The organism is Burkholderia sp. SJZ089, assembly GCF_007828315.1.
Lineage (GTDB): Bacteria > Pseudomonadota > Gammaproteobacteria > Burkholderiales > Burkholderiaceae > Burkholderia > Burkholderia gladioli.
Genome location: NZ_VIUM01000020.1, coordinates 56,522 through 77,492 on the forward strand (window position 1 = coordinate 56,522; position 20,971 = coordinate 77,492).

A 20,971-nucleotide genomic window follows, 5' to 3' on the forward strand; every position below is an offset into this window, starting at 1 on the left:
ACACCATGCCTCACGTTGATTACGAAGTCGCCTGCCAGACGATCGGGCAGCTGATTGCCCACCAGGTCGCGGTGATCGCCCAAGAGGAGACGAAGCGCGAGCCGGACGTCGCGCGCGCGACCGCAGCCGAAGCCGAGCGAAAGGTACTGGTTGCCGCGCGGGACGCGCTCCAGCCGGACGACGCCTCGGCGATCGCGGACGCGCTGGCGCTGTACGGTCCGCGTGCTCGCCAGTTGAACGCGAGCCTCGCCTGATTCCGGAGCGCGACATGGACACGATCCCGGATCTGGTGATGCAGCGGGCCTACGCCCGCGTGGAGCGCGAGGCCCTCGAGGCCAGTCGCGAGCAGGTGGCGCCGACGGCCATTCTCTTGGGCGGCCAGCCCGGCGCTGGCAAGACCGCGCTGGCGCGGCGGGCCGTGGCTGAGCTCGGCGCCCGTGGCGGTGCCGTCTTGATCGACGCCGATCGCATGCGCGAGAACCTGCCGCAGTACAGCCAGTTGCTCCGCGAGAACCCTCAACATGCCGCCGATCTAACCCACGTCGAGGCGGGCCGTTGGTCCGGGCGGCTGACCGAGGCCGCGTCCGAAGCCCGTCGGAATCTGGTCATCGACGGCACGATGCGTAACCCGGAGAGCCTGCGCAACCTTGCGCGCCGGCTCAACGAGCGCGGCTACACGCTGGAGGTGCGCGGCGTGGCCATGCCGGCGGACGTGTCGCTGACGCGCGCACAGATGCGCACGGAGCGTGAGATCGCCACCACGGGCGTCGGACGGGTGGTCAATCCTCAACAGCACGATCAGGCGTATGCCGGGATGGTCGAGACCGTCGCGCTGCTCGAGCGCGAGAAGGCGGTGGACCGGATCCTGATCGTGGACCGGCACCACCGCGAGATCTACCGCAACGAGCTGCATCAGGGTGACTGGCGCGAGCCGCCGGCGGCCGCTGACGCGATCGCGCGCGAGCGGGGCCGGCCGATGACCCATGAGGAGATCACTGACCACGCGGCGATGCTCAGCGACATCCTTGCGCTGCGCACGGTGCGGGGCGCGCCCGTGCCGGATATCGCCGACGTCGCCCTGCGTCGCGAGTACGCAGCCGCGGCGCGCCATGCGATTGCACGGACGGCACCCGACCGCGCGCCTGACCCAATCGAACCGCCTCCCGATCGAAGCCTGCGCGAGGTCCTGCGCTCGATGACCCGCGACGTGCCTAACCTCGGTGGCCGCTATCCGGATCCGGTTGCTCAGGACATCGCGAGCTCGCCGCATCTCGCCGCCCTCGAGGCGCGGCTTCATGCGCTCGGTATGAGCCGCCTCACGCCGCTCGACGCGGGCGCCTCATCGGTCGTGCTGGCCGCCGACGACAAACACGTGGTCCGGATCGGCACGGGCGAGCTGGTGCAGCGCCCGAAGATCCCCGAGGTGCTGCAGCCCGTGGCCAGCGGTGAGGCGGGCAGCTTGCGCTATGAGGTCATGCCCCGCGCGGATACACGTGGTATCACGCCGGCCGACGCGGACCGCATGGCCGCCGCCCTCGAGCGCCAGGGCTATCACTGGGGCGACAAGGGCGCCGACAACCTGGGCGTGATCAACGGTCGCGTGGTGGTCCTGGATCCCGGTGGTATCGAGCCGATGCGTGAGGAGCGCCGCCAGGAGCTGAGCCGCCAGGCCGAGCCTGCCAAGGCGGAGAAGGCGCCGGAGCAGGACGGCGGTGTCGATACCGTGCGCGCTCCGCGCCGGCGGACCGTGAATCACGCGCGTGACGCCGAGCGTGGCCGAGCTTTCGACACGCTCGGGCGTGACCAGGCGCTCGCCCTCTTCCCCGAGTTGGACGCGGCCTATCACCACCTCGAGACGCAGACCGCCTTCGCGACCGTGCCGAGCGCCGAGATCGAGCGCGCGAACCTGTCGGAGCAGATCCACCGCGGCCAGCTTCCCGAGGGCGACGTGCCGGATGACGTGTCGCGCCGCGCGATCGGCCTGGCGGGCGATCGGCACAACCTGATCCTGCGTGATGCGCAGGAGCTGGAGCGCCACTACCGCGGCGAGGTCCTGGCCAATTCGAGCCACCACTCGCTCGTGAAGATCGGGCAGACGGTCGGGATCGTCTATCCACGTGAGCGGCTGTCGCGTGACATCGAGGTCGGCGAGCAGGTGGCGATCCACTACTCCCCGGACAGCGCACTCCACCAGGTCAAGGACCACGAGCAGCACCTGGAGCAGGCCGAGCGGGTCCAGGATCACCAGCACTCGCTCGAGCGATAGGAGAGCCCATGTACCCGTTCACGCGAGCAAGGCGCGTTCGCCCCGTGCCGCACTTCACGCGGCTCTATCTCGATGAGCGCCGACAGGTGCGGCTGCGGATGTGGACGAGCCCGAGGCTACTGCGCATCGAGGCGAGCTGGGCCGTCCGCTACGTCGTTCAGTGGGTCGCGCTCTGCTGGCTGGCTTGGGCGCCGTCGCTTTTTCTGTGGGCGCAGCTGATCGCCGGTGGGTTCGACCTGGATCGGCCGATCGCCTTTGTGCCGCGCGCCTGGGTCGCGATGTATGCCCTCACCGGCGCGGTTATCTCGCTCTTCTATGTCTGGTGGCGGCCCTACATCAGCTACGTCGAACTGCAGGTGAGGCGTCACATGGACGACTGGTACCGCGCAGTCTGCGAGGCCCCGCGCGGAGGCCGGCTGTATTAACCGACGACACAACGCCCTGATTTTCCTTTTTCACCACAACACGAGGTAGACCATGAAGCTGACCCAACACGCCCTGCTGATCGCCACCCTGTCCGCCGCCGCGCTGCTGACCGGCTGCGCCACCACCGGCAACGAGCATCTCGAATCGGCGACGCAGACGAGCGTGCAGAGCCAGATCACGCAAGGCAAGAGCACGAAGCAGGACGTCCAGGATGCGTTCGGCTCGCCCAACAAGACCACCTTCACCGATTCCGGCCTCGAGATCTGGACGTATGAACTCGCCCATGCGACGCCGCACGCCATCAACTTCGTGCCGATCGTCGGCGCCTTCGCGCACGGCGCAGACGTGCGCAAGAAAACCCTGACGGTGCTGTTCGATGACAGCGGCGTCGTCAAGAAATACACCTTCGCCGAGACCACCGACGTGGCCAAGGGAGGCATCGGTCAGTAATCGCAAGCGCCCGTAGCTTTTTGATCCCCGGAAGTGTGTGTACCCATTTCGCACTTCCTTTGACGCCAGCCGGCTGGCCCGGCTGGTCTTTTTTGACTGAAACACTACATAACTGAGGCAATCAGGATGAGTCGACAACAAGCATCGTCGATGGCGCGCCGGCAGGCCGCGGCCTCGATCGTGTGGCCCCAGGGCTCGCTGATCCTCGTCAATCCGGATCCGGCCGCGCGGCGCGCACTCGCGTGGCTTCTGATCGCGCTCCTTTTCGCGGCGCTGGTCGTGGCGATCACCGGCCACGACGGACCGATGTCCCAATGGCTGCAGCACGTTGAGTCTCGGGATACCCGGCCGGCGATGCAGGCGGCCATGGAGCGAGGGAATCGAGCTGCCGGCACCTGGCTCGCGGTGCGTTTCCCGACCGACTATCCAGGCCTATTCGAGACGGAGGCCCAGGCGGGTGACCCAACGGCGATGTACCTGGTCGCGCGCCGGCAGCTTACGCAGCGCGATAACACATCCGGCGCTGTCTTGCCCGCACACGGTGCGCCAGCGGCCGTTGGTGTCGACCTCATGTTGAAAGCCGCAGCAGCCGGCAGCCAAGACGCTTTGCGTTACGTGATCGGCCATCCCGATGTGATCGTCCACGCGTCCGGTCCGCAGGAGCCCTCCCCCCATGCAACCCGCGACTAACGGAAAGTCCCCTATGCGCGTCCACGCCCATCGACGGCCGGTGCAACGTCGCCACGTGATCGCCATGCTCGCGTTGCTGGCACTCGGCACCTGGGCATGTGTTGTGGCGACCGGTGTCGACCAACCTAGTTTTCTCGACGGCATCGAGCCCCTGGTGGCTGGAATGCTTGCCGCTTCCACATTCTTCGCGCCGGCGCTTCGGCTGCGCTGCACCCAGCGCGGTTCGTGGTGCGCCTTGCGCCGCGCTCAGCGCTATCTGCGCGACTTCGGTCTCTGCCTCTGCCTGCTCGGCGCGCTCGGGTTGGCCTTGACGTTCAACGAGATCCACCCTGGATCAACGGTTGAGGCGCTGCCGGACGTCATCTTCGATATGTCCGCCGACGCGATGCTCGGCGGCAGCACGCTCTACCTGTGGGGGTTTGCCGCGCTGCCAGTCCTGCATGCGGTGATGTGGATCGAATCGAAATTGATGCGAGGCACGCGATGAGCGCCACCGGTCGATCCATGCGCCGGCTTTTCGCAGCGAGCTCGCTCGCTTGTGTCCTGAACTTCATGGGTCCGGTCGCCGCCTATGCGCAGGAGTTTCTCTCGCCGGATCAGGCGTTCCGCGTCCGGATGACCGAGGAGCCGGGCGTCGTTGTCTTGCATTTCGCAATCGCCGACGGCTATCGGCTGTATGGCGATCGCTTCCGCGTCACCAGCGACGACGGTCAGGCGCGGCTCGGTGCCATCCAGCACCGCGCTGGGAAGGTCGTGCCGGACCCCGCCGCAGGCCGGCCGGTGGAAGTTTTTGAGCACGCCGTCACGCTGCGCGTGCCGGTAAACGCTCATGACATGTTCGGCCTGACCGTGAGCTACCAGGGCTGCGCAGTCAACCAGATCTGCTACCCGCCCATGCAACGCACCTTTCCGGTGATTGCAGCGGCGCTGTTTGGCCAGTCGGAGGCCAGCCGATGAGCCCGGTTCTGTCGCCCTTCGCGCGAGCGCTCGAGGCCCGGGTGCAGTACGCCTATGCCGTTTGCACGACCGACATCGGCTCGCCTGCGTGGTTCACCCATCTCGCGGCCGCCCGGCAGCACGCGATTGCGCTCGGGCGAGCGCATGCCGCGCAGGACAGCTATGAGTGCCCGAATTTGATCGCCGATATCCCGATGCTGCGAGCGGCCTTCGAGAGCGCGGTGCTCGATATGCGCCGCAGCCGGCTCGGCCAGGCCGCCGCTGAAGCACCTGAAAAGACACCCCTCTGTTCCCGGAATCTTGGCGGAAGACAGGAACAGAGGGCTCCAGGTCCTGCGCAAGCGCAGGCGTAAACGTCCCGTAATCCGGGATCTCGATGTTAAGCGGGGATTGTAATGAAAGTGAGGAAAAGACCCAAACGCACCGGGATATCGATCGCGATCGCCGCGGCGCTCGCATCGGTGTCCGGACAGGCGCCTGCGCAATCGCAAGGTGCCGGTGCGATCCAAAACGGCAATGGCGCCGTCGCATCGGGCGATTATTCGATTGCCGAAGGCACGGCCGTCTCGTCGCTCGGCCTGCGCGCGGTGACCATCGGCTACAGCTCGACAGCCGCGGGCGATGATTCGATGGCGCTCGGGACGTCGGCCAGCGCGCAACTGAACGCGGTGGCCATCGGGAACACGGCAGTGGCGGGCTCGTATGCCACGGCGATCGGCTACAGCGTGACGGCCGCCGACCAGAGCAACATCGCGATCGGTAACGGCACGACGGCCGGTATCGATTCGAGTGGCGGGACCAGCCAAGCGAACCTCGCCATCGGGCTGAATGCGCTCGCGAACTCACCCGGCACGACACAGGGTGGCGCAGTGGCGCTGGGGTTCAAGGCCACCGCCACGGGCACCAATGCGGTGGCCCTCGGATCCTCGGCGGCCGCGCTGGCTCAGCAAGGCCTGGCGATCGGCACGTCCTCGATCGCTACGAATCCGCGCGACGTGGCCATTGGCGCGGGCTCCGTGACAGGGTCCGCGCATCCGCTCAGCAGCATCAACATCGCCGGCCAGGACTATGCCGTCGCCGGCACCACGTCGAACGGCGTGGTCAGCTTCGGGCAGTCCCGCTTGCCCCGCCAGGTCACCAACGTCGCGGCTGGCTCGGTTTCCGCGACGAGTACGGACGCGGTCAACGGCTCCGAGCTCTACCAGGTCGGACAGGCGCTGGGCAGTCTGTCGACCTCGAGCAGCCAGTCCCAGACGTCGCTCGCGACCGGCGTGGCGGACAACGCGACGGGCATCACCAGCCTGTCCACCGGTCTCGCCTCGCTCTCCACCACCTCGGCGCAATCGCTGGCTTCGCTGTCGACTGGCCTCGTCGACACGAGCACCGCGCTTTCCAGCCTGTCTACCAGCACCGGCAGCTCGCTCGCATCGCTCTCGTCTGGCGTGGCCGGGAACGTCTCGAGTGTCGCGAGCCTCTCCACGGGCGTGAGCAGTGACATGGCGTCGCTCTCCACGGGCCTCGCCGGCAGCAACTCGGCCATCGCGAGCCTCTCGTCCGGTACGGCTTCTAGCTTCGCCTCGCTGTCGACGTCGAATGCTCAGGCGGTCGCGAACCTGTCCACCAGCACCGAGCAATCGGTTTCGTCGCTGTCGACGGGGTTGGTGGGCAGCACGTCGGCGATCGGGAGCCTGTCGGCCAGCGTTGCGGCTGGGTTGTCATCTCTGTCGACGTCGAGCGCCCAGGCGGCGACAAGCTTGTCCACCAGCACCGCGCAATCGGTCACGTCGCTGTCGACCGGCATTGCTGCCAACGGCGCCAGCGTTGCGAGCTTGTCGACTGGCGTGGCGAACGGCTTCACCTCGCTATCGACCGCCACGGATCTATCCATCGGATCGCTGTCAACGGGCGTGGCCGGCAATGCGTCGGGCATCACCAGCCTGTCCACCGGACTCGTCAGCCTGTCGACGGCGGCGACGCAATCGATCGCCTCGCTGTCGACCGGTTTGGACAGCACCCATGCGGCGCTCACCAGCCTATCCACCGGCACGGCCAGCGCGATCGCCGGGCTCTCCACCAGCACCGGGAGCTCCGTTGCATCGTTGTCGACCGGCGTGGCCGGCAACACGGCGGGCATCGCCAGCTTGTCGTCGGGCATGGCAGATGGATTCATTTCGCTGTCCACCTCGGCGGCCCAATCGGTCGCCTCCCTCTCGACCGGCCTCGCCGGCGCCGGCACCGCTCTGGCCAGCTTGTCGACCAGCACGGCGGCAAATCTCTCGTCGCTGTCCACGAGCACCGAGCAGATCGTCACATCGCTGTCGACGGGCGTGACGGCGACCGCCGCCGGCATTTCGAGCTTGTCGACTGGCGTGGCAACCGGGCTCACGTCGCTGTCCACCTCGGCGGCTCAAGCCGAGTCCTCGCTGTCGACCGGTCTCTCCGGCGCCAACACGGCGCTGGCCAGCTTATCGAGCAGTACCGCGACAAGCCTTGGCTCGCTTTCGACTTCGTCGGCGCAGGCGGTCGGCAGCTTGTCCACCAGCACGGCACAGTCGATCACGTCGCTGTCGACGGGCCTGGCCAGCGACGGCACGACGATATCGGCGCTTCAGGCCGGCTTGAACGCCGGCACGATCGGCCTGGTGCAGCAAGCCAGCGGCGCCAGCGCAGGTGCAATCACGATCGGTGCAGGTACCGCAGGCACGGTCCTCAATGTCGCCGGCACGGCCGGCGCGCGCCAGGTGAAGGGCGTGGCCGCCGGTACCGACGCCTCGGACGCTGTCAACCTGCAGCAGCTGCAGAGCGTCGCCACCCAGGCCGGCACCATTGGCGCCAGTGCCGTCGGCTACGACGACGCGTCGCATACGCGGGTGACATTCGGTACCGCGGGCTCGCCCGTCGCCCTCACCAACGTCGCCGATGGCGCCCTGAGCGCCAGCAGCACGGACGCGGTCACCGGCCGGCAGCTTTATGCGCAGCAGCAAGCCACGAGCGCCAACGCGGGCGCGATTGCCACTCTCTCGACGGCGTCCGCGGCGGCCACCTCCTCGCTCTCGACCGGGATCGCCGACAACACCTCGTTGATCGCGGGCCTCTCGACCAGTACGACGGATGCGCTGGCGTCGCTGTCGACCGGCACCAGCCGCGGCCTGGCGTCCTTGTCCACCGGCTTGTCCTCGACCGCCGCCACCGTCGCGTCGCTGCAGTCCGGGCTGGCCGCCGGCACCGTCGGTCTGGTCCAGCAAGCGGGCACTGGCTCGATCACGATCGCCGGCAACGCCGCCGGCACGGTTCTGAACGTGGCCGGCACCGCCGGGGCGCGCCAGGTCAAGGGCGTGGCCGCCGGCAGCGACGCCACCGACGCCGTCAACCTCCAGCAGCTGCAGAGCGTGGCGGCTCAGACGGGCGCAGTCGGCTCGAGCGCCGTTGCCTACGATGACGCCTCCCACACGCGGGTGACGCTCGGGCCGATCGGCGCCGGCGCGCCGGTGACGCTCACCAACGTGGCCGATGCCGCCGTGTCGGCCACCAGCACGGACGCCGTGGCCGGCCGGCAGCTGTACGCGGCCGAGCAAGCTACCACGGCAGTCGGCAGCGCGATCGCGTCGTTGTCGACGTCCACCGACCAGTCGGTCGCCTCGCTCACCAGCGGGCTGGCCAGCACCACGATGGCGCTCGGCAGCCTGTCCACCGGCAGCGCTGCTGCGCTCACGTCCCTGTCGACCGGCCAGGCCGCGGCCTCGGCCACGCTCGCCAATCTCTCGACCGGCACGGCGCAGGCCGTCACGTCGCTGTCCACGGGGCTGGCCACCAGCGGGGCGACGCTGGCGGCTCTGCAATCGAGTCTCGCGGCCGGGACGGTCGGGATCGTGCGACAGGATGCCAGCACCGGCACCGGCCTGATCACGATCGGCGCTGCCACAGGCGGTACAACCGTGGATCTGCGCGGCAGCGCCGGGCCCCGCCAGGTGAAGGGGGTGGCCGCCGGCACCGATGCCACCGATGCCGTCAATCTGCAGCAGCTGCAGAGCGTCACGGCCGCCGTGGGCAACGTCGGCACCGGCGCCGTCGCCTATGACGACGGATCCCATTCGCGCATCACCCTCGGCGCACCGGGCGCCGGCACGCCGGTCGCGCTCACCAACGTGGCGGATGCCGCCCTGTCGGCCACCAGCACGGACGCCGTGGCCGGCCGGCAGCTCTACGCCGCCAACCAGGCGATCGGCACCACCGCGGCGGCCGTCTCGACCCTCTCGACCGCCACGGGACTGGCGATCTCGTCGCTATCGACCGGGTTGTCCGGCAACGGCGCGAGCCTGGCAGCGCTGCAGTCCGGGCTTGCCGCCGGCACGGTTGGCCTGGTGCAGCAACCGGGTGGGCTCGCCAACGGCGTTATCCAGGTCGGTGCCGGCATGGCCGGCTCGGCCATGAACTTCGCCGGCACGGCGGGCGCCCGCCAGCTGAAGGGCGTCGCAGCCGGGACGGACGCTACCGACGGTGTCAACCTGCAGCAGTTGCAGAGCGTGGCGGCGGCGGTCGGTGCCGTCGGCGCCGCGGCGGTGTCCTACGACGATGCGTCCCGCTCGCGGATCACGCTCGGCGCGCCGGGTGCCGGCGTGCCGGTCACGCTCATGAATGTGGCCGACGCGACCCTTTCGGCCAGCAGCACCGATGCCGTCTCCGGGCGCCAGCTGTACGCCACGAACCAGACCGTCTCCTCGCTGGCGGGCCAGCTCGCGGCCGGCACCGTCGGCCTCGTTCAGCAGAGCGCGAGCGGGATCACGCTCGGCGCTGCCACGGGCGGCACCACGCTCGACGTCAGCGGCACAGCCGGCGCGCGGCGGATATCCGGGGTGGCCGCCGGCGTCAGCGCCACCGACGCGGTCAATGTTGGCCAACTGGACCAGGTCATCGGCACGGTCAACACGATCGCCGGCAACACGCTGTCCTATGACGACCCGACCAAGCTCAGCGTGACCCTGGGTGGTCTCGGCGCCGGCTCGGCGGTGACGATCCACAACCTGGCGGCCGGCGCGCTGACAGCGGCCAGCTCGGACGCTGTGAACGGCGCCCAGCTCTTCGCCACCAACGCCGCCGTCACGGCCAACACCAGCGCGATCAATGCCCTCTCCTCGCGCCTCGGCGCCATCCTGCCCTCGAGCTTCAGCCAGACGATCCCGGAACCCGGGCAAGGCAGCCTGAAATACGCCGCCTTCAACAGCACCGGCGGCGGCTCGATCGCAACCGGCGCCGAGGCGATTGCCGTCGGCAGCAATGCGGCCGCCAGCGGCGACCGCAGTACCGCGCTGGGCGCCGGTGCCGCCACGTCCGCCACGAACGCGGTTGCCGTCGGCAGTAACGCGAGTGCGACCGGCGCGAATGCCGTCGCGCTTGGTGCCGGCTCGGTGGCCGACCGTGACGACTCGGTGTCGATCGGCAACGCGTCGACCGGGACAACGCGTGTCCTGGCCAACGTGTCGGCCGGCACGGCGCCGACCGATGCCGTCAACGTCCAGCAGCTGAACGACTCGGTCACGAACCTGAGCAACCGGCTCGACCACGATCGGCGCGACGCCAACGGCGGCATCGCCGCGGCCGTCGCGATCGCGAGCTTGCCTCAGGCGCCGGCGCTGGGCCGGAGCATGGTCGCGATCGGCGGCGGCACCTACGGCGGCCAGTCCGCGATGGCGCTCGGGATCTCGACCTACGCCGGCCGGTGGATTCTGAAGGCGAACGGTTCGACCGACACGCGCGGCACGGTCGCCGCTGGCGTCGGCGCTGGCTTCGTTTGGTAACCAACGGGGAAAACCATGAAATCGAAAAGACAAACCCATAAGGACATCGCCGCGGCCGTCGGTCAGCGCCGCCTCGACGTGCCGGTCGCCTTCTCGCGCGCCCTGCAGGCCCGTGTTGACTACGCGATGGCGATCTGCACCACCGACGAGGGATCCGACGCGCGCAACGAGCTTCTGAAGCGCGCACGCTACGGCGCCCGCGATCTCGGACGAGATCTTGTCCTGGTGGGCGCTCACGATCTGCAATGCCCGCAGCTCTTTGTCGACGTGCCGATGTTGCAAGTCGCCTTCGAGAGCGAGGTCCTGTTGACCGAGGTCGACCAAGCCCGTGATGCCGCCGAGTTAGCCGGCGCCTTGGCGTCCGTGGATGCCGAGATGGCGCAAGAGCGGGCGGCCGAGGAGCGGCGCACGAAAGTGAAGGCGGCGATCGCCGCCGGCGATTGGGCCGCGCTGGATCTGCCAACTCCCGAGGTCTTCGTGAAATTGCTGGCGGCCGGTGAATCGGCCGAAGCGGATGGCCACACCTTCGACTACATCAAGGGTGAAGGGCTGTGGTGCACCAACCCGTATGGCGTCGACGCGTACTTCGGGGAATCCATCCCGTCGATCGACTACGCCCGCGAGCTGCTGACCTCCATCGCGAGCGGCACGATCTTCGGCGATACGCCGCCGGGCAGCGATTGATCGCCCTCCTCCATCCGAACACGAGGATCCCTCTCATGACCGATCAGATTTTCCGCAGTGGCAAGCCTGTTACCCCGCGCAGCATCGTGTCGGCGGCGATCGCCGGCGACATCTCCGCGGACGAAGCCGAGCAGCTCGTACAGCTGCTGATCGAGGCACGCGCGCGCGGCCTCGACGTTCACGAGCCCGCAAGGCGCAACGCTAACGCATCGTCGCACGGGGCGGGCAAACGCCTGGCCAGCGCATAACTCGGGGCGCCACCATGCAACGCTTTCAATTGGACGGACAAGAGTACGACGGCGACAGCAATAGCTTCCTCGCCAAGCTGCCGGCTGCGCACGAGGCAAAGGCGCGTCCCCTTTGCCTGTGCTCGACCCCACCCATTCCGATGTACATCGCGCGGTTCGAAGGCCGCTACCAGGTCAAGCGCATGCCGGGCACCGGCACCAAGCACAAACTGGGCTGCGACTCGTTCGAGACACCGCCGGGCCTGAGTGGATTCGGTGACGTCGACGGCTCGGCGATCGTGGAGGATCCGGAGTCGGGCCAGGTCACGCTCAAGTTTGGTTTCGCCCTGGCCAAGGGCCCGGCACGCGAGATGCCGGAGCCGTCGGGTAACGAGCCCGAGAGCATCAAGGCCGATGGCAAGAAGCTGACCCTGCGCGGGCTGCTGCACTACCTCTGGGAGCAGGCGCAGCTGAATCGCTGGTCGCCCAACATGGCCGGCAAACGGAACTGGTCCGTGGTGCGGAAGTATCTGCTGCTCGCGGCCGCTGGCAAGAACACGAAGAAGATGAACCTCGAGGACCTCCTGTACATCCCCGAGATGTTCGTGGGCGATCAGAAGGACCTGATCGCCCAGCGCCGCACCGAGCGCCTCGCGCGGATTTCCGTTTCCGAATCCGGCAAGCCGCACTTCGTGCTGGTGATCGGGGAACTGAAGGAGATCGCGACCGCGCGCTTTGGGTTCAAGCTGGTCATCAAGCACCTGCCGGATTTCGGCCTGATGATCGACGAGAAGACCAAGAAACGCATCGAGAAGGTCTTCGCGGTAGAGCTGGAGATCTGGGCGGCAACGGAGGGAACCCACCTCATGGTGATCGCTACCGCGAGCGTGTCGGCCACCGGCATCGCGACCGTGCAGGAAGTCTCCACGATGTTGGTAACGGACTCGTGGATCCCGTTCGAGACGCTCTCCGATCACGCGCTGCTGAAGACGCTCGCGAAACGCCGTTACCAGAAGTGCCTGCGCTACAACCAGACGGCCAAGCATCCCATCGCCACCGCGCTGCTGACCGACGCGGAACGCGGTACCGCGCTCTACATCGTGCCGCCGGAGGTCTCCTCGAGCTACCAGGCTGAGCTGGACCTCCTTATCGCCGAATCGGACCTCGACGCATGGACCTGGCGGCCGGGGTCCGAAACGATGCCTGCCCTTCCCTTGACTGCCTATGAGGCCGCCCGCTTGGGAAGCGGTCGTGCGCGGCCGGCCGCGGCGCCGGCGATGCGGCCCGTGCAAGAGGAACCCCCACTCGAGGACGAGCCACCGCCTTCTGTCGGCATGCCTGCGGACACCGAGAACAGCTGGCCGACCACATGGTTGTGAGCGCATCGAGTACGCCGACGCCGAGCGGGCGGGTGCGATTTGTTAGCTGGACTGCAGGCGGGTATTCCGCGATGTTGTGTCAGACGAAAGAAGGGAAATTTGAAAGGAAAACTAAAAAAACGCCCCGAGTTGAAGTCGGGGCGTAAGCGATGTTAGCGACGGTGTAAGGGGGTGCCGCCACATCAGACCAACGGCGATTCTAGTCCGGAAGTTGGTGCTGTCAAGCGACATCCAGGTGACAACGAAACGAAGAACGACACGCCAAGTGAAAACAGAAAACCAGATGGGCCAAACCGCGAACGAGAGAGTGAACGAGGCAGGAGCCGGGATGCGAAGCACTGCCCCATCCGAGACTATCAGACGAGCAACCTGGACACGGAGCACGTCGGCGACGAACTGAGCAAGCCGATGACGCAACCGGTTCCCGGTCCGCTGCCGCTGCCGGCAGCTGCACCGTTGAATCCGCATCAACCCGCTGCCAGTGCTAATTGCTTGGCGGCCGCAGCACGCGCGCCGATTTCGCGCGGGCCTCTCCCTGACCGCGTCTGGCCGACCGATATCCCCTGTCCGGCGCCCGCCAACAGCCCGCGTCTTTTGCGCGAGCTGAAACAGCGCCTCGGGCGTTATCTCGACACGCCGCAGGCCTGGCTCCCGTCTCTGAACGCGGCCAACGGTAGCCGACGGCAGCAGCGCAGCGAGCGCCGCGTCGCCTGCGTCCAACTGGTGCGCGCGCTGATCAAGTTCTGCGACGTCTCCACGCTGCGTATCGCCGTGCCGGCGCAGGGCGGCTGGGTCGACTTCACGTGGCCCTACCTGGCCGAGCAGGCGGGCCTCTCGGTACGCCGCGCAGAGCGGGCACTGCGGGACCTGGTCACGGCCCGGCTCGTGAAGAGCCGCCCGCAATGCGAGCTGCAGGTCGGTGAGGATGGACCTCGATATCGCGGCCTGGCCGCCATTCGATATGTGACGCCGGCGCTATTCGAGCAATTCGGACTCGGCAAGTGGCTGCGGCACGAGCGCACGCGTGCCCATCTGCGTGCGCAACGCCGGCGAGACGCCGCACGAAAGCGCGAGCGCAAGATCGGCGCCGGCGCTGGCCAGCTGCTCACCCAGCTGACCGACAAACTGGCGGCCGCGCAGGCGAAAGCCGCGGCACGTGGCCGGCTCTCTGAAAGTGATCGCCGGGCCGAACTCGAGCGCGCGGTGATGATCCGTGCCGGCGAGCTCAAGGCCGCTCATCCCGATTGGAACCGCGACCGGTGCTTCCGGATCGCGCGAATCCAACTCGCCCCTCCAGCCTAACTCCGCAGCGTCCCTCGTCACTTTTCCCGTCGCGCGCGCGAGGGCCGCGTTCGCGTCGACCTGGCCAGGCCGACGCTGGGGCCCGAATCTTCCCTCCGTTTTCCACGCGTCGCGTCGCACTCTCCAGCGAGTGACGAGCCATCGTCTGGCGGCGCATGTGGATAAGTGTATTTAACTGTCGGTGCAGGTGGCGCTTAGCTGTCGGGACTTAATCAGAACCTATCTCTACCTACCCCATATCGAGCTGAGGCTCCGCCTCAGAGGGCGGGCAAGCCCGCCTACGAGCTACCGATCGCGACGCATGCCCTCGCCTCCGGCAGGCACTAAGCGCCACGGCGGGCTATGCCCGCCGCACCGCTAAGTGCGCGTAAATCATCCGATGCCGGATACTCCGGCATCGGCCTCAACGCGCGCGTGTGCGCGCCCTTTGCCCGACCACAATTTCCCGACGTAAGCGCAGTCAAGTTCTGCAGGAAGGGGGTATATGCAACTAACGGCCAGGGTTCCTATCCCCTTTCTCATGCCCCACTGGTCTCATCACGCTCCTGAGCCCTCAAGAAAAGGCCGGTGACCCACTCCAGCGGACATGCGGCAAGGGCCCCGACGTTGTCACGTTAGCGCAGTATGTCCACAAGTTTCGCGAGCGCGATCTGCACGTCTCATACGGCGGACGGATTCTGGAACCCCGGTCAATTCACACCACGTCGAGAAGCGTACGGCGAGTTGTTTCGATACAGAGAAGCACGCAGCAGATCGTAAAATGCAACTAACGGTCAAGTTTCTCCGAACTCACCTCAAACGACATCGCCATACTTCACCTCAGAGCCAACAAGAAGCGAGCAGCCACACGGCATGCAGGCGCCACCCGCGATATCAGGGATCCAAAAATATATCGTGAGAAAGCTGACCCGCTAGGTAGTCACTACGAAGCCCACATTGCAGAGCACAACTTCGGCGCGCGATCGCCGGCGCTGCTAATTCAGAGCGGGCCGCACTGCACGTGCCAACGCCAAACCTTTGTTGCAAAGGGCAGAGGGAATTTGACGTTGGTGAGCGGGTGCAGGACGCGCCGCTCAAAGCGGCCGAGTCCGGGGTGGACAAGGCATGGGTTGTGCCCGGGAAGTGATTGACCTCAGCCAGCGGTCGACTATGCGGCTTTGATCAACCTAGGGACACTAGTCTTCGACGGAACCAGATGCAAGCCGGCCTTGGTCGGATCAACATTCGCGGCAGGGTAAACCTCGAGCACTTGGAGCAGCGCTCGCCGAACGGTTTCCCGAAATTTCTTGTCCTCAGCCGCGCCAGAGCCAAATTGGAGCTTCAACGCTTCCCACGGAACTGTCGTCGGGGCCCGCAGCGAGAAGTAACGATAGGTGAGCCAGCAATACAGATCGATCGCCATTGGCGACTGGCGTAGCGCCTTCAGCGCACGCAAGTCGATCGGGACAGGCGACTCAAGGATTTCCTTAAAGAACTTTTCCGACAACGTCACTGTTGACTGCCACAGGCCTGCCTGATCCGGCGCTTGAGGATCCCACCACAGCGCGGTCTCGTCCGCAATGCTGAACTTGCGCGTCGCGAAATCAGCGCCCGGAGCGGAGCCTCCACCTTGCACAATCGCCATATCGGAAGCGAACAGCCGTTTCATCATCTCACGCACGCGCGTGATCGAACCATTCTTGCCGCCCGTATGAGACGAGATACCCAATGCATCCATGAACGCAGAAAGCGATTTTCCGAGGACGAGCTGCCGCTCCTTCGTTCGAACCGCTTCGGTCCCAAGCCATGCGAGAAGCAGCCGCGGAATCGTGCCGTAGGGATATCCCATACTCTCGAGCTGGTTGGTTTTCTGCTCGTGATAGTAGCCTGGCTTGATGATCAAACTCATGTCACCCGATGCTCGCCCCCACACCGGCAGATTTCGATCGGGCTCGCGATATGGCAAAGTTGCTTGAACCAGCGCGCGTCCCATGAAGCCGGCCATTCCTGCTTTGAACGCGTCCTCGCGCTCTATCGCTAGCGACTCTTCGAAGAGTCGGCTTGCGACGCTCGGTCGAATCGCCGTCGATTTCGGCTCCGACAGCTTCCGGGGCTGGTTCTTCGGTTTCGCGCTTTCGGGCATGGTGGTGCTCGCTGAGTTTGGCGGATTAAAACATAGCCCCTGTACCTCGTCACGCATATGTTGGGGCGGTACACAAGCTTGTGGATAAACCCTGTGGATAAGGAAAGTTATCCACGCATATTTCGGGGCCAGTTTTCGCATAAGTCGGGGCCGCAGTTACGCATAAATTGGGGCCGATTCCGCATATCTCGGGGCGGTCATCGCATATCTCGGGGCAGGAACACGCGTAAGCCATTGATTCGATTACAAAAAATCGCACGTATAGCTTTGCTTTTAAAGGTTGTTTACTTGTAATTCGCTTGTAGAGGAGCTCGCTTCAGTGGACAACCTTCGGTTGCCCACGCTCCGCGACCTCTCGACCACGACGAAGAGACAGAAAACCTTACCCCGCCGCAAATCTTGATACGCAGGAGCGTCCGAACCCGTAGGGATCTCGAAGTACTGCGCCGTTGATATCGGGCCGGGGCGCCATTGCGCTGCCCAGCTCTCGCCCCGTCTTATGCGTAGCCAGACAAGCACCAGCGGCGTTTGGCCGGAGCCCTACCTTTCCCCGCCCCAACTTATGCGTATATCAGCTCCCCGTAGGCAGATCCATGGCAACACTACTTGCCCCAAGATATGCGAAGAATATCGTCAGTGTGCGCCCCGATTTATGCGCCAGCTTCCGCCCCAAGATATGCGTCGCTAACCGCTTGCCCAGTAAGCGCTCACTTTCGTGAGAATCCTTGTCGTTATTCAGTACGCGGAAACCGAAGGCCGAATTTGCCCCACCTTATGCGTAGCCCGGGTATGAGCACTGACGTGGGCCGAGGCGTCAAGTGTTCGGAAAGCGCCCCAACATATGCGCACGGACCGAAGCCTTGCCTCCCTGTTTGTGGCCATGCGGTAGTCCACCGCCCCAGGATATGCGTCCCCTGCTAGGGCGTAACCGCCCCGAAATATGCGTAGACTTAGGGCGCCCCAAGATATGCGTAGGATCACAGCCGTTCTCGCCCCAAGATATGCGTGAGCTTATGCAGATTCGCCCCAACATATGCGTCAGGTCAGCCTCCCCTCCCCTTCCAGGCCTCCAACGCAATGTTGTGCTATGGCCACATTCAGAGTGTCTGCCGGAGTCCCATTTTCATGCACCGGCAAACCTTATCCGCGGCCCCGTCACGCATTAATCAGCTTTGGCGCCATCCGCGGCCAACATGTTCTGTAGCGCTTCCCGGAAACGTTCGACCTGGTCTCCCAGGTTCAAATCGATCTGGATTCGGCCATCGTCCCATTCCTTAATTGTTCCTATCGAAGTGCCGTCAGGCCGCGTGTACTTAAACTGCCGTGCCGTAGGGTTGCGCTGTCGGGGACCCTTCTGTAGTGCCTTCCGAATGGCTTCTACTTTTCGAAATGACAATTGCTCGGTGATGACTCGATTTATCAGCTGGAGGGTGCGATCATCGTTTTGCACCGCTTTTCGGTAAAGAGTTATCTCATACGCCATATTGATACCGAATAATTCGGGATGGTCTGCTATGAGGTCCAATGCGGGCTCAGGGAGATCCAGCAGTGCAAGGTGTTTATTGACTGCGCCTTTCGACTCCCCTACCAGCGCGGCCAGGCGTTCCTGGTCGGGCGCAAGTCCTTCATCGAGCAACGCTTTGTAAGCGTACGCGGCGTCAAGAGCGGACTCCTGTTCGCGTTCAGAATTTGCAGTCCGGGCGAGCCGCCAAAAATCGATCTGCTCGAGGCCGTCCAGTATCTTGACGTCGAGTTCAGAATGTTTAAGGAAAATCCGCGCACGTTTGCGATATTGGCCGTCGATCAGAATGAGTTTTTTAGGGTCACTCGGGTGACGCGCTGCCAGCGCGGGCAACATCTGCCCGTCTTTCGCAATCGAATTTGCGCGGGCTCTGACCTTCGCTTCGTCGTAGATTCTCCGACTATTCAGCGGATTGTCGTCGATCATATCGATCGGCCACGTCGTCGTGATCGCCTTAACCTTTCCCGCCCGCTCCAAGGTTTCTACGTAGAAATCTGGACCACCGTGTCTGGCATCGGCGCTCGCTGGTTGCTCTGAAAGTAGGCTCTCACGTCCCTCCAGCGCAGTATTCGCTCTAGCGAATCGGTCGCTAACCTTCTCTGCCCGCATCGCGTCGTCACGCTGCTGCCCCTTACGCAACTGGTCGCCAAAATTCTTCGCCATATTTAGTTCTCCAGAATTTCGAGGATCTCTTTCTTCAAAGCCTTGATTTCGCGGTGCGCTTCTTTCGCGCCCTTTATTTGGAGCACACTTTTACCGAGCAACTCTGCTTCCTTATATGCCGTGCGCAGGCCGATACGGGTTTTCAAAGCGGGTACTTCTGAATCGTTGTCCAGCTCGGAAAACACATGTTGAACGACAGCAGTGTTTTGATTCATATTGGCCAGAGTTCGCAATTGCAAATCGTCGTTTAGTTCCTGAGCTCTTTGGCCAAGCTTCTTCGCCTCCCCGATAGCCCAGACATTCCCCCCCGAGGCGCCGACTGGTATCAAACCGAGATCCGCAATGAGCAGCGCCCTTGACGGCGCTGCCGAGGCGATGGCAGGAGGACAGTCGATGATGATGAATTCGTAATCATCAACATACTTCCGGATTTCTTGATCTGGTTTAGCAAGCATCGCCAGATTGGCGCATGCTGCCGGGAATGGTTGGTCCTCCGGCGCGTTCCCAATAACGATCGAAGCCGTTCCTTGCGGATCCAGGTCGATAACCATCGTTTTTCGCGAGTCGAGTCCTAGCGCTCCTGCAAGGTTGGTGCTGATCGTCGACTTCCCCGAGCCGCCTTTCTGGTTGAAAACTGCAATGATCTTCGCCGCCATATGCCTCCCACAACGTTGGTTTCTACGTAGAAACTTAGCTCGCCCATGCTCCATTAAGAGACAAGACGGAGTCTTCGTCTGGTTTCTACGTAGAAATCGATTTGATGATGACGTCGATTTTAAAAATGTTTTTTTAGGATTTCAAGATTTTTTTGATCATTCCAAGAGCGGCGCGGTTTCTACGTAGAAACCGCGCCGCATCGGACAAGTATTCGTCGTCCCAAACGCTCTGGACGAGGCGGCCGTGCTAAGTCCTCTCCGTAAGTGTCAGTTACCGGCGGTGCGCTTCGAGGCGTTCGATGTCGGGCGTGTCGTCAATCGTTGCGGATGCTAGGTAACGGGAGCGCTATCGAGCGGAGTGGTCAGTGAGGTGGCAAAGGCGAAGGAGGGCTGCGGTGCCGGCCAGAGCGTCAGTGCACCGGCCGTGCGCGCGAGATGCCAGCGCAGCTCGGAATCGATAAGGCGCGCCGGCGCCCATCGTGCTACGGCCTCGTGCGATCCGGTAACGACCGCACTCGACGACCGGCTTTGTGGCCGCCTATGTACTGCGGATCGCACGTTGCCACTGGGTTGACGCCTTGCCACCTGAAGGCTTGCAGTCCAGCGAGGTGGCAGATCACGAAGATGGTTACTGCCGCACCAATCAGTGTTTTCGTCTCCCATCCCATGCTCGCCGTTCATCGATCGAGGGCAATATAGATCGCGCCTACCCGAACGTAAGAGGGCCTTGATCGCTACAGGTTGCGCCGACGCATGGATTGTGCCGTCGCATTTCGATACGTATCCGAACTCGGCCTCGACCGGGCTTTATGTGCGTCTAGGGTGAGTCGAGGCAGGGAAGGGCGAAAAAAATGCCACCCACGATAACCGCGGTTGCCGGTGTTGTATGACAGCATTTGCGGTTGGGGCTTTAATGGCGCCGATGAGCCGACTCCAGAGGGGATCTGTCGGATACAGCATCGGTTGCGAATCGGTTCCAGCTTGTATATGCTTTGGCATATGTCATTTTTGTTCGACTAGGAGGTGCCTCATGCCCACTCACGACATTCGCCATGCCCGGTTGTTTCGCAACGGGCGCAGCCAGGCCGTGCGGATTCCGCGCGAGTTCGAGCTCGCTGTCTCCGAGGTCACCATCTACCGGGAAGGCCTGCGCCTGATTATCGAGCCCGTCCCGGCCGCGCCCTTGCGGGAGCTGTTTGCCCAATGGACCCCGCTGGATGAAACGTTTCCCGACATCGAGAACCTGTCGGCCGAACCGGTCGATATCGAATGACGCTGTACCTGCTGGACACCAACATCTTGTCCAACGTGATGCGAGACCCGCGCGGCGCCTGCGCCACCCGAATCGGACTGACGCCGCCTGAGCACCTTTGCACCTCGATCATCGTGGCGGCAGAACTGCGCTTTGGCGTCTTGAAACGCGGTTCGTCGACGCTCGCGCAGCGCGTCGAGCAACTGCTCGCGAGCTTGCCCGTGCTGCCGTTGCAGGCCGACGCCGACCGGTGCTACGGCCAATTGCGAGCCGAACTCGAGAAGCAAGGCCAGTTGATCGGCGCCAACGACATGCTGATCGCCGCGCACGCGCTGGCAGTCGAGGCTGTTCTGGTGACGGACAACACGGCCGAATTTGCCCGAGTTGCTGGGCTGCGGATCGAAAACTGGTTGCGGCCGACGACGTAACGCCCGTAGCTCGGGCTTGAGAAGGCCGTCGGCATCGTCATCGCGGCCATTCTGAGGTCTCAATCTTTGGGGCCAGCCTGTCGCCATCGGCGATCGCCAGCCGCCAGTCTCGAGCGGCTGCGACTTAGCGGAGCGTCGATCGGCACGCCGGA

The 20,971-nt window shown here is 64.6% G+C and carries 18 protein-coding genes; 15 read left to right on the forward strand and 3 right to left on the reverse strand.

What is annotated here, in order from left to right; translation table 11 throughout:
* Nucleotides 1-5 precede the first annotated feature (5 nt).
* The 13 genes from FB600_RS29900 (at nt 6) to FB600_RS29960 (ending at nt 14,176) form a co-directional block, all read left to right on the forward strand.
* A complete protein-coding gene (locus FB600_RS29900; protein WP_145757834.1) occupies nt 6-254 on the forward strand; it encodes a hypothetical protein in 249 nt (82 codons plus the stop codon).
* A gap of 14 nt (nt 255-268) precedes the next feature.
* Nucleotides 269-2,266, forward strand: coding sequence for a zeta toxin family protein (locus tag FB600_RS29905; RefSeq protein ID WP_145757833.1), 1,998 nt, complete (start codon nt 269-271; stop codon nt 2,264-2,266).
* A gap of 8 nt (nt 2,267-2,274) precedes the next feature.
* Complete coding sequence (locus FB600_RS29910) at nt 2,275-2,691, forward strand: hypothetical protein (protein ID WP_145757831.1); 417 nt, start codon at nt 2,275-2,277, stop codon at nt 2,689-2,691.
* 52 nt (nt 2,692-2,743) lie between these two features.
* On the forward strand, nt 2,744-3,142 hold the full coding sequence (gene bamE / locus FB600_RS29915) for an outer membrane protein assembly factor BamE (protein WP_013691744.1): 399 nt from the start codon (nt 2,744-2,746) through the stop codon (nt 3,140-3,142).
* Between the two features lie 126 nt (nt 3,143-3,268).
* Entirely contained in the window at nt 3,269-3,832 is a 564-nt protein-coding gene (locus tag FB600_RS29920) for a hypothetical protein (protein ID WP_145757830.1), read from the forward strand.
* 13 nt (nt 3,833-3,845) lie between these two features.
* Nucleotides 3,846-4,319, forward strand: coding sequence for a hypothetical protein (locus FB600_RS29925; RefSeq protein WP_145757828.1), 474 nt, complete (start codon nt 3,846-3,848; stop codon nt 4,317-4,319).
* On the forward strand, nt 4,316-4,789 hold the full coding sequence (locus tag FB600_RS29930; RefSeq protein WP_145757827.1) for a protein-disulfide reductase DsbD N-terminal domain-containing protein: 474 nt from the start codon (nt 4,316-4,318) through the stop codon (nt 4,787-4,789). The genes FB600_RS29925 and FB600_RS29930 overlap by 4 nt, the downstream gene beginning before the upstream one ends.
* Nucleotides 4,786-5,142, forward strand: a complete 357-nt coding sequence (locus tag FB600_RS29935) for a hypothetical protein (protein ID WP_145757825.1) — start codon at nt 4,786-4,788, stop codon at nt 5,140-5,142. The genes FB600_RS29930 and FB600_RS29935 overlap by 4 nt, the downstream gene beginning before the upstream one ends.
* 42 nt (nt 5,143-5,184) lie before the next feature.
* Nucleotides 5,185-10,584: a YadA-like family protein gene (locus FB600_RS29940; RefSeq protein ID WP_145757824.1), complete on the forward strand. Its 5,400-nt coding sequence runs from the start codon at nt 5,185-5,187 to the stop codon at nt 10,582-10,584.
* A 15-nt stretch (nt 10,585-10,599) separates the two neighbouring features.
* Complete coding sequence (locus FB600_RS29945) at nt 10,600-11,268, forward strand: hypothetical protein (RefSeq protein WP_145757822.1); 669 nt, start codon at nt 10,600-10,602, stop codon at nt 11,266-11,268.
* 35 nt (nt 11,269-11,303) lie between these two features.
* Nucleotides 11,304-11,516 carry a hypothetical protein gene (locus FB600_RS29950; protein WP_145757820.1) on the forward strand — a complete coding sequence of 71 codons (213 nt, stop codon included), beginning with the start codon at nt 11,304-11,306 and terminating at the stop codon, nt 11,514-11,516.
* Between the two features lie 14 nt (nt 11,517-11,530).
* The gene (locus FB600_RS29955; RefSeq protein WP_145757818.1) at nt 11,531-12,874 is read left to right on the forward strand and encodes a DUF1173 domain-containing protein; all 1,344 of its coding nucleotides are present in this window, start codon (nt 11,531-11,533) and stop codon (nt 12,872-12,874) included.
* 408 nt (nt 12,875-13,282) lie between these two features.
* Nucleotides 13,283-14,176, forward strand: a complete 894-nt coding sequence (locus FB600_RS29960; protein WP_145757817.1) for a Crp/Fnr family transcriptional regulator — start codon at nt 13,283-13,285, stop codon at nt 14,174-14,176.
* A 1,147-nt stretch (nt 14,177-15,323) separates the two neighbouring features.
* Here the strand turns inward: FB600_RS29960 and FB600_RS29965 are convergent.
* From FB600_RS29965 to FB600_RS29975, 3 genes are all read right to left on the reverse strand, one after another.
* Nucleotides 15,324-16,298, reverse strand: coding sequence for a replication protein RepA (locus FB600_RS29965; protein ID WP_145757815.1), 975 nt, complete (start codon nt 16,296-16,298; stop codon nt 15,324-15,326).
* A gap of 1,162 nt (nt 16,299-17,460) precedes the next feature.
* On the reverse strand, nt 17,461-18,483 hold the full coding sequence (locus FB600_RS29970) for a ParB/RepB/Spo0J family partition protein (RefSeq protein WP_145757813.1): 1,023 nt from the start codon (nt 18,481-18,483) through the stop codon (nt 17,461-17,463).
* Nucleotides 18,484-18,485: 2 nt separating this feature from the next.
* Nucleotides 18,486-19,139: an AAA family ATPase gene (locus FB600_RS29975; RefSeq protein WP_036032694.1), complete on the reverse strand. Its 654-nt coding sequence runs from the start codon at nt 19,137-19,139 to the stop codon at nt 18,486-18,488.
* 1,030 nt (nt 19,140-20,169) lie between these two features.
* On the opposite strand from FB600_RS29975, the gene FB600_RS29980 reads away from it, so the two are divergent.
* Nucleotides 20,170-20,412, forward strand: a complete 243-nt coding sequence (locus tag FB600_RS29980; RefSeq protein ID WP_145757811.1) for an antitoxin — start codon at nt 20,170-20,172, stop codon at nt 20,410-20,412.
* Complete coding sequence (locus FB600_RS29985) at nt 20,409-20,819, forward strand: type II toxin-antitoxin system VapC family toxin (protein ID WP_145757807.1); 411 nt, start codon at nt 20,409-20,411, stop codon at nt 20,817-20,819. The genes FB600_RS29980 and FB600_RS29985 overlap by 4 nt, the downstream gene beginning before the upstream one ends.
* The last annotated feature ends 152 nt before the right edge of the window (nt 20,820-20,971 follow it).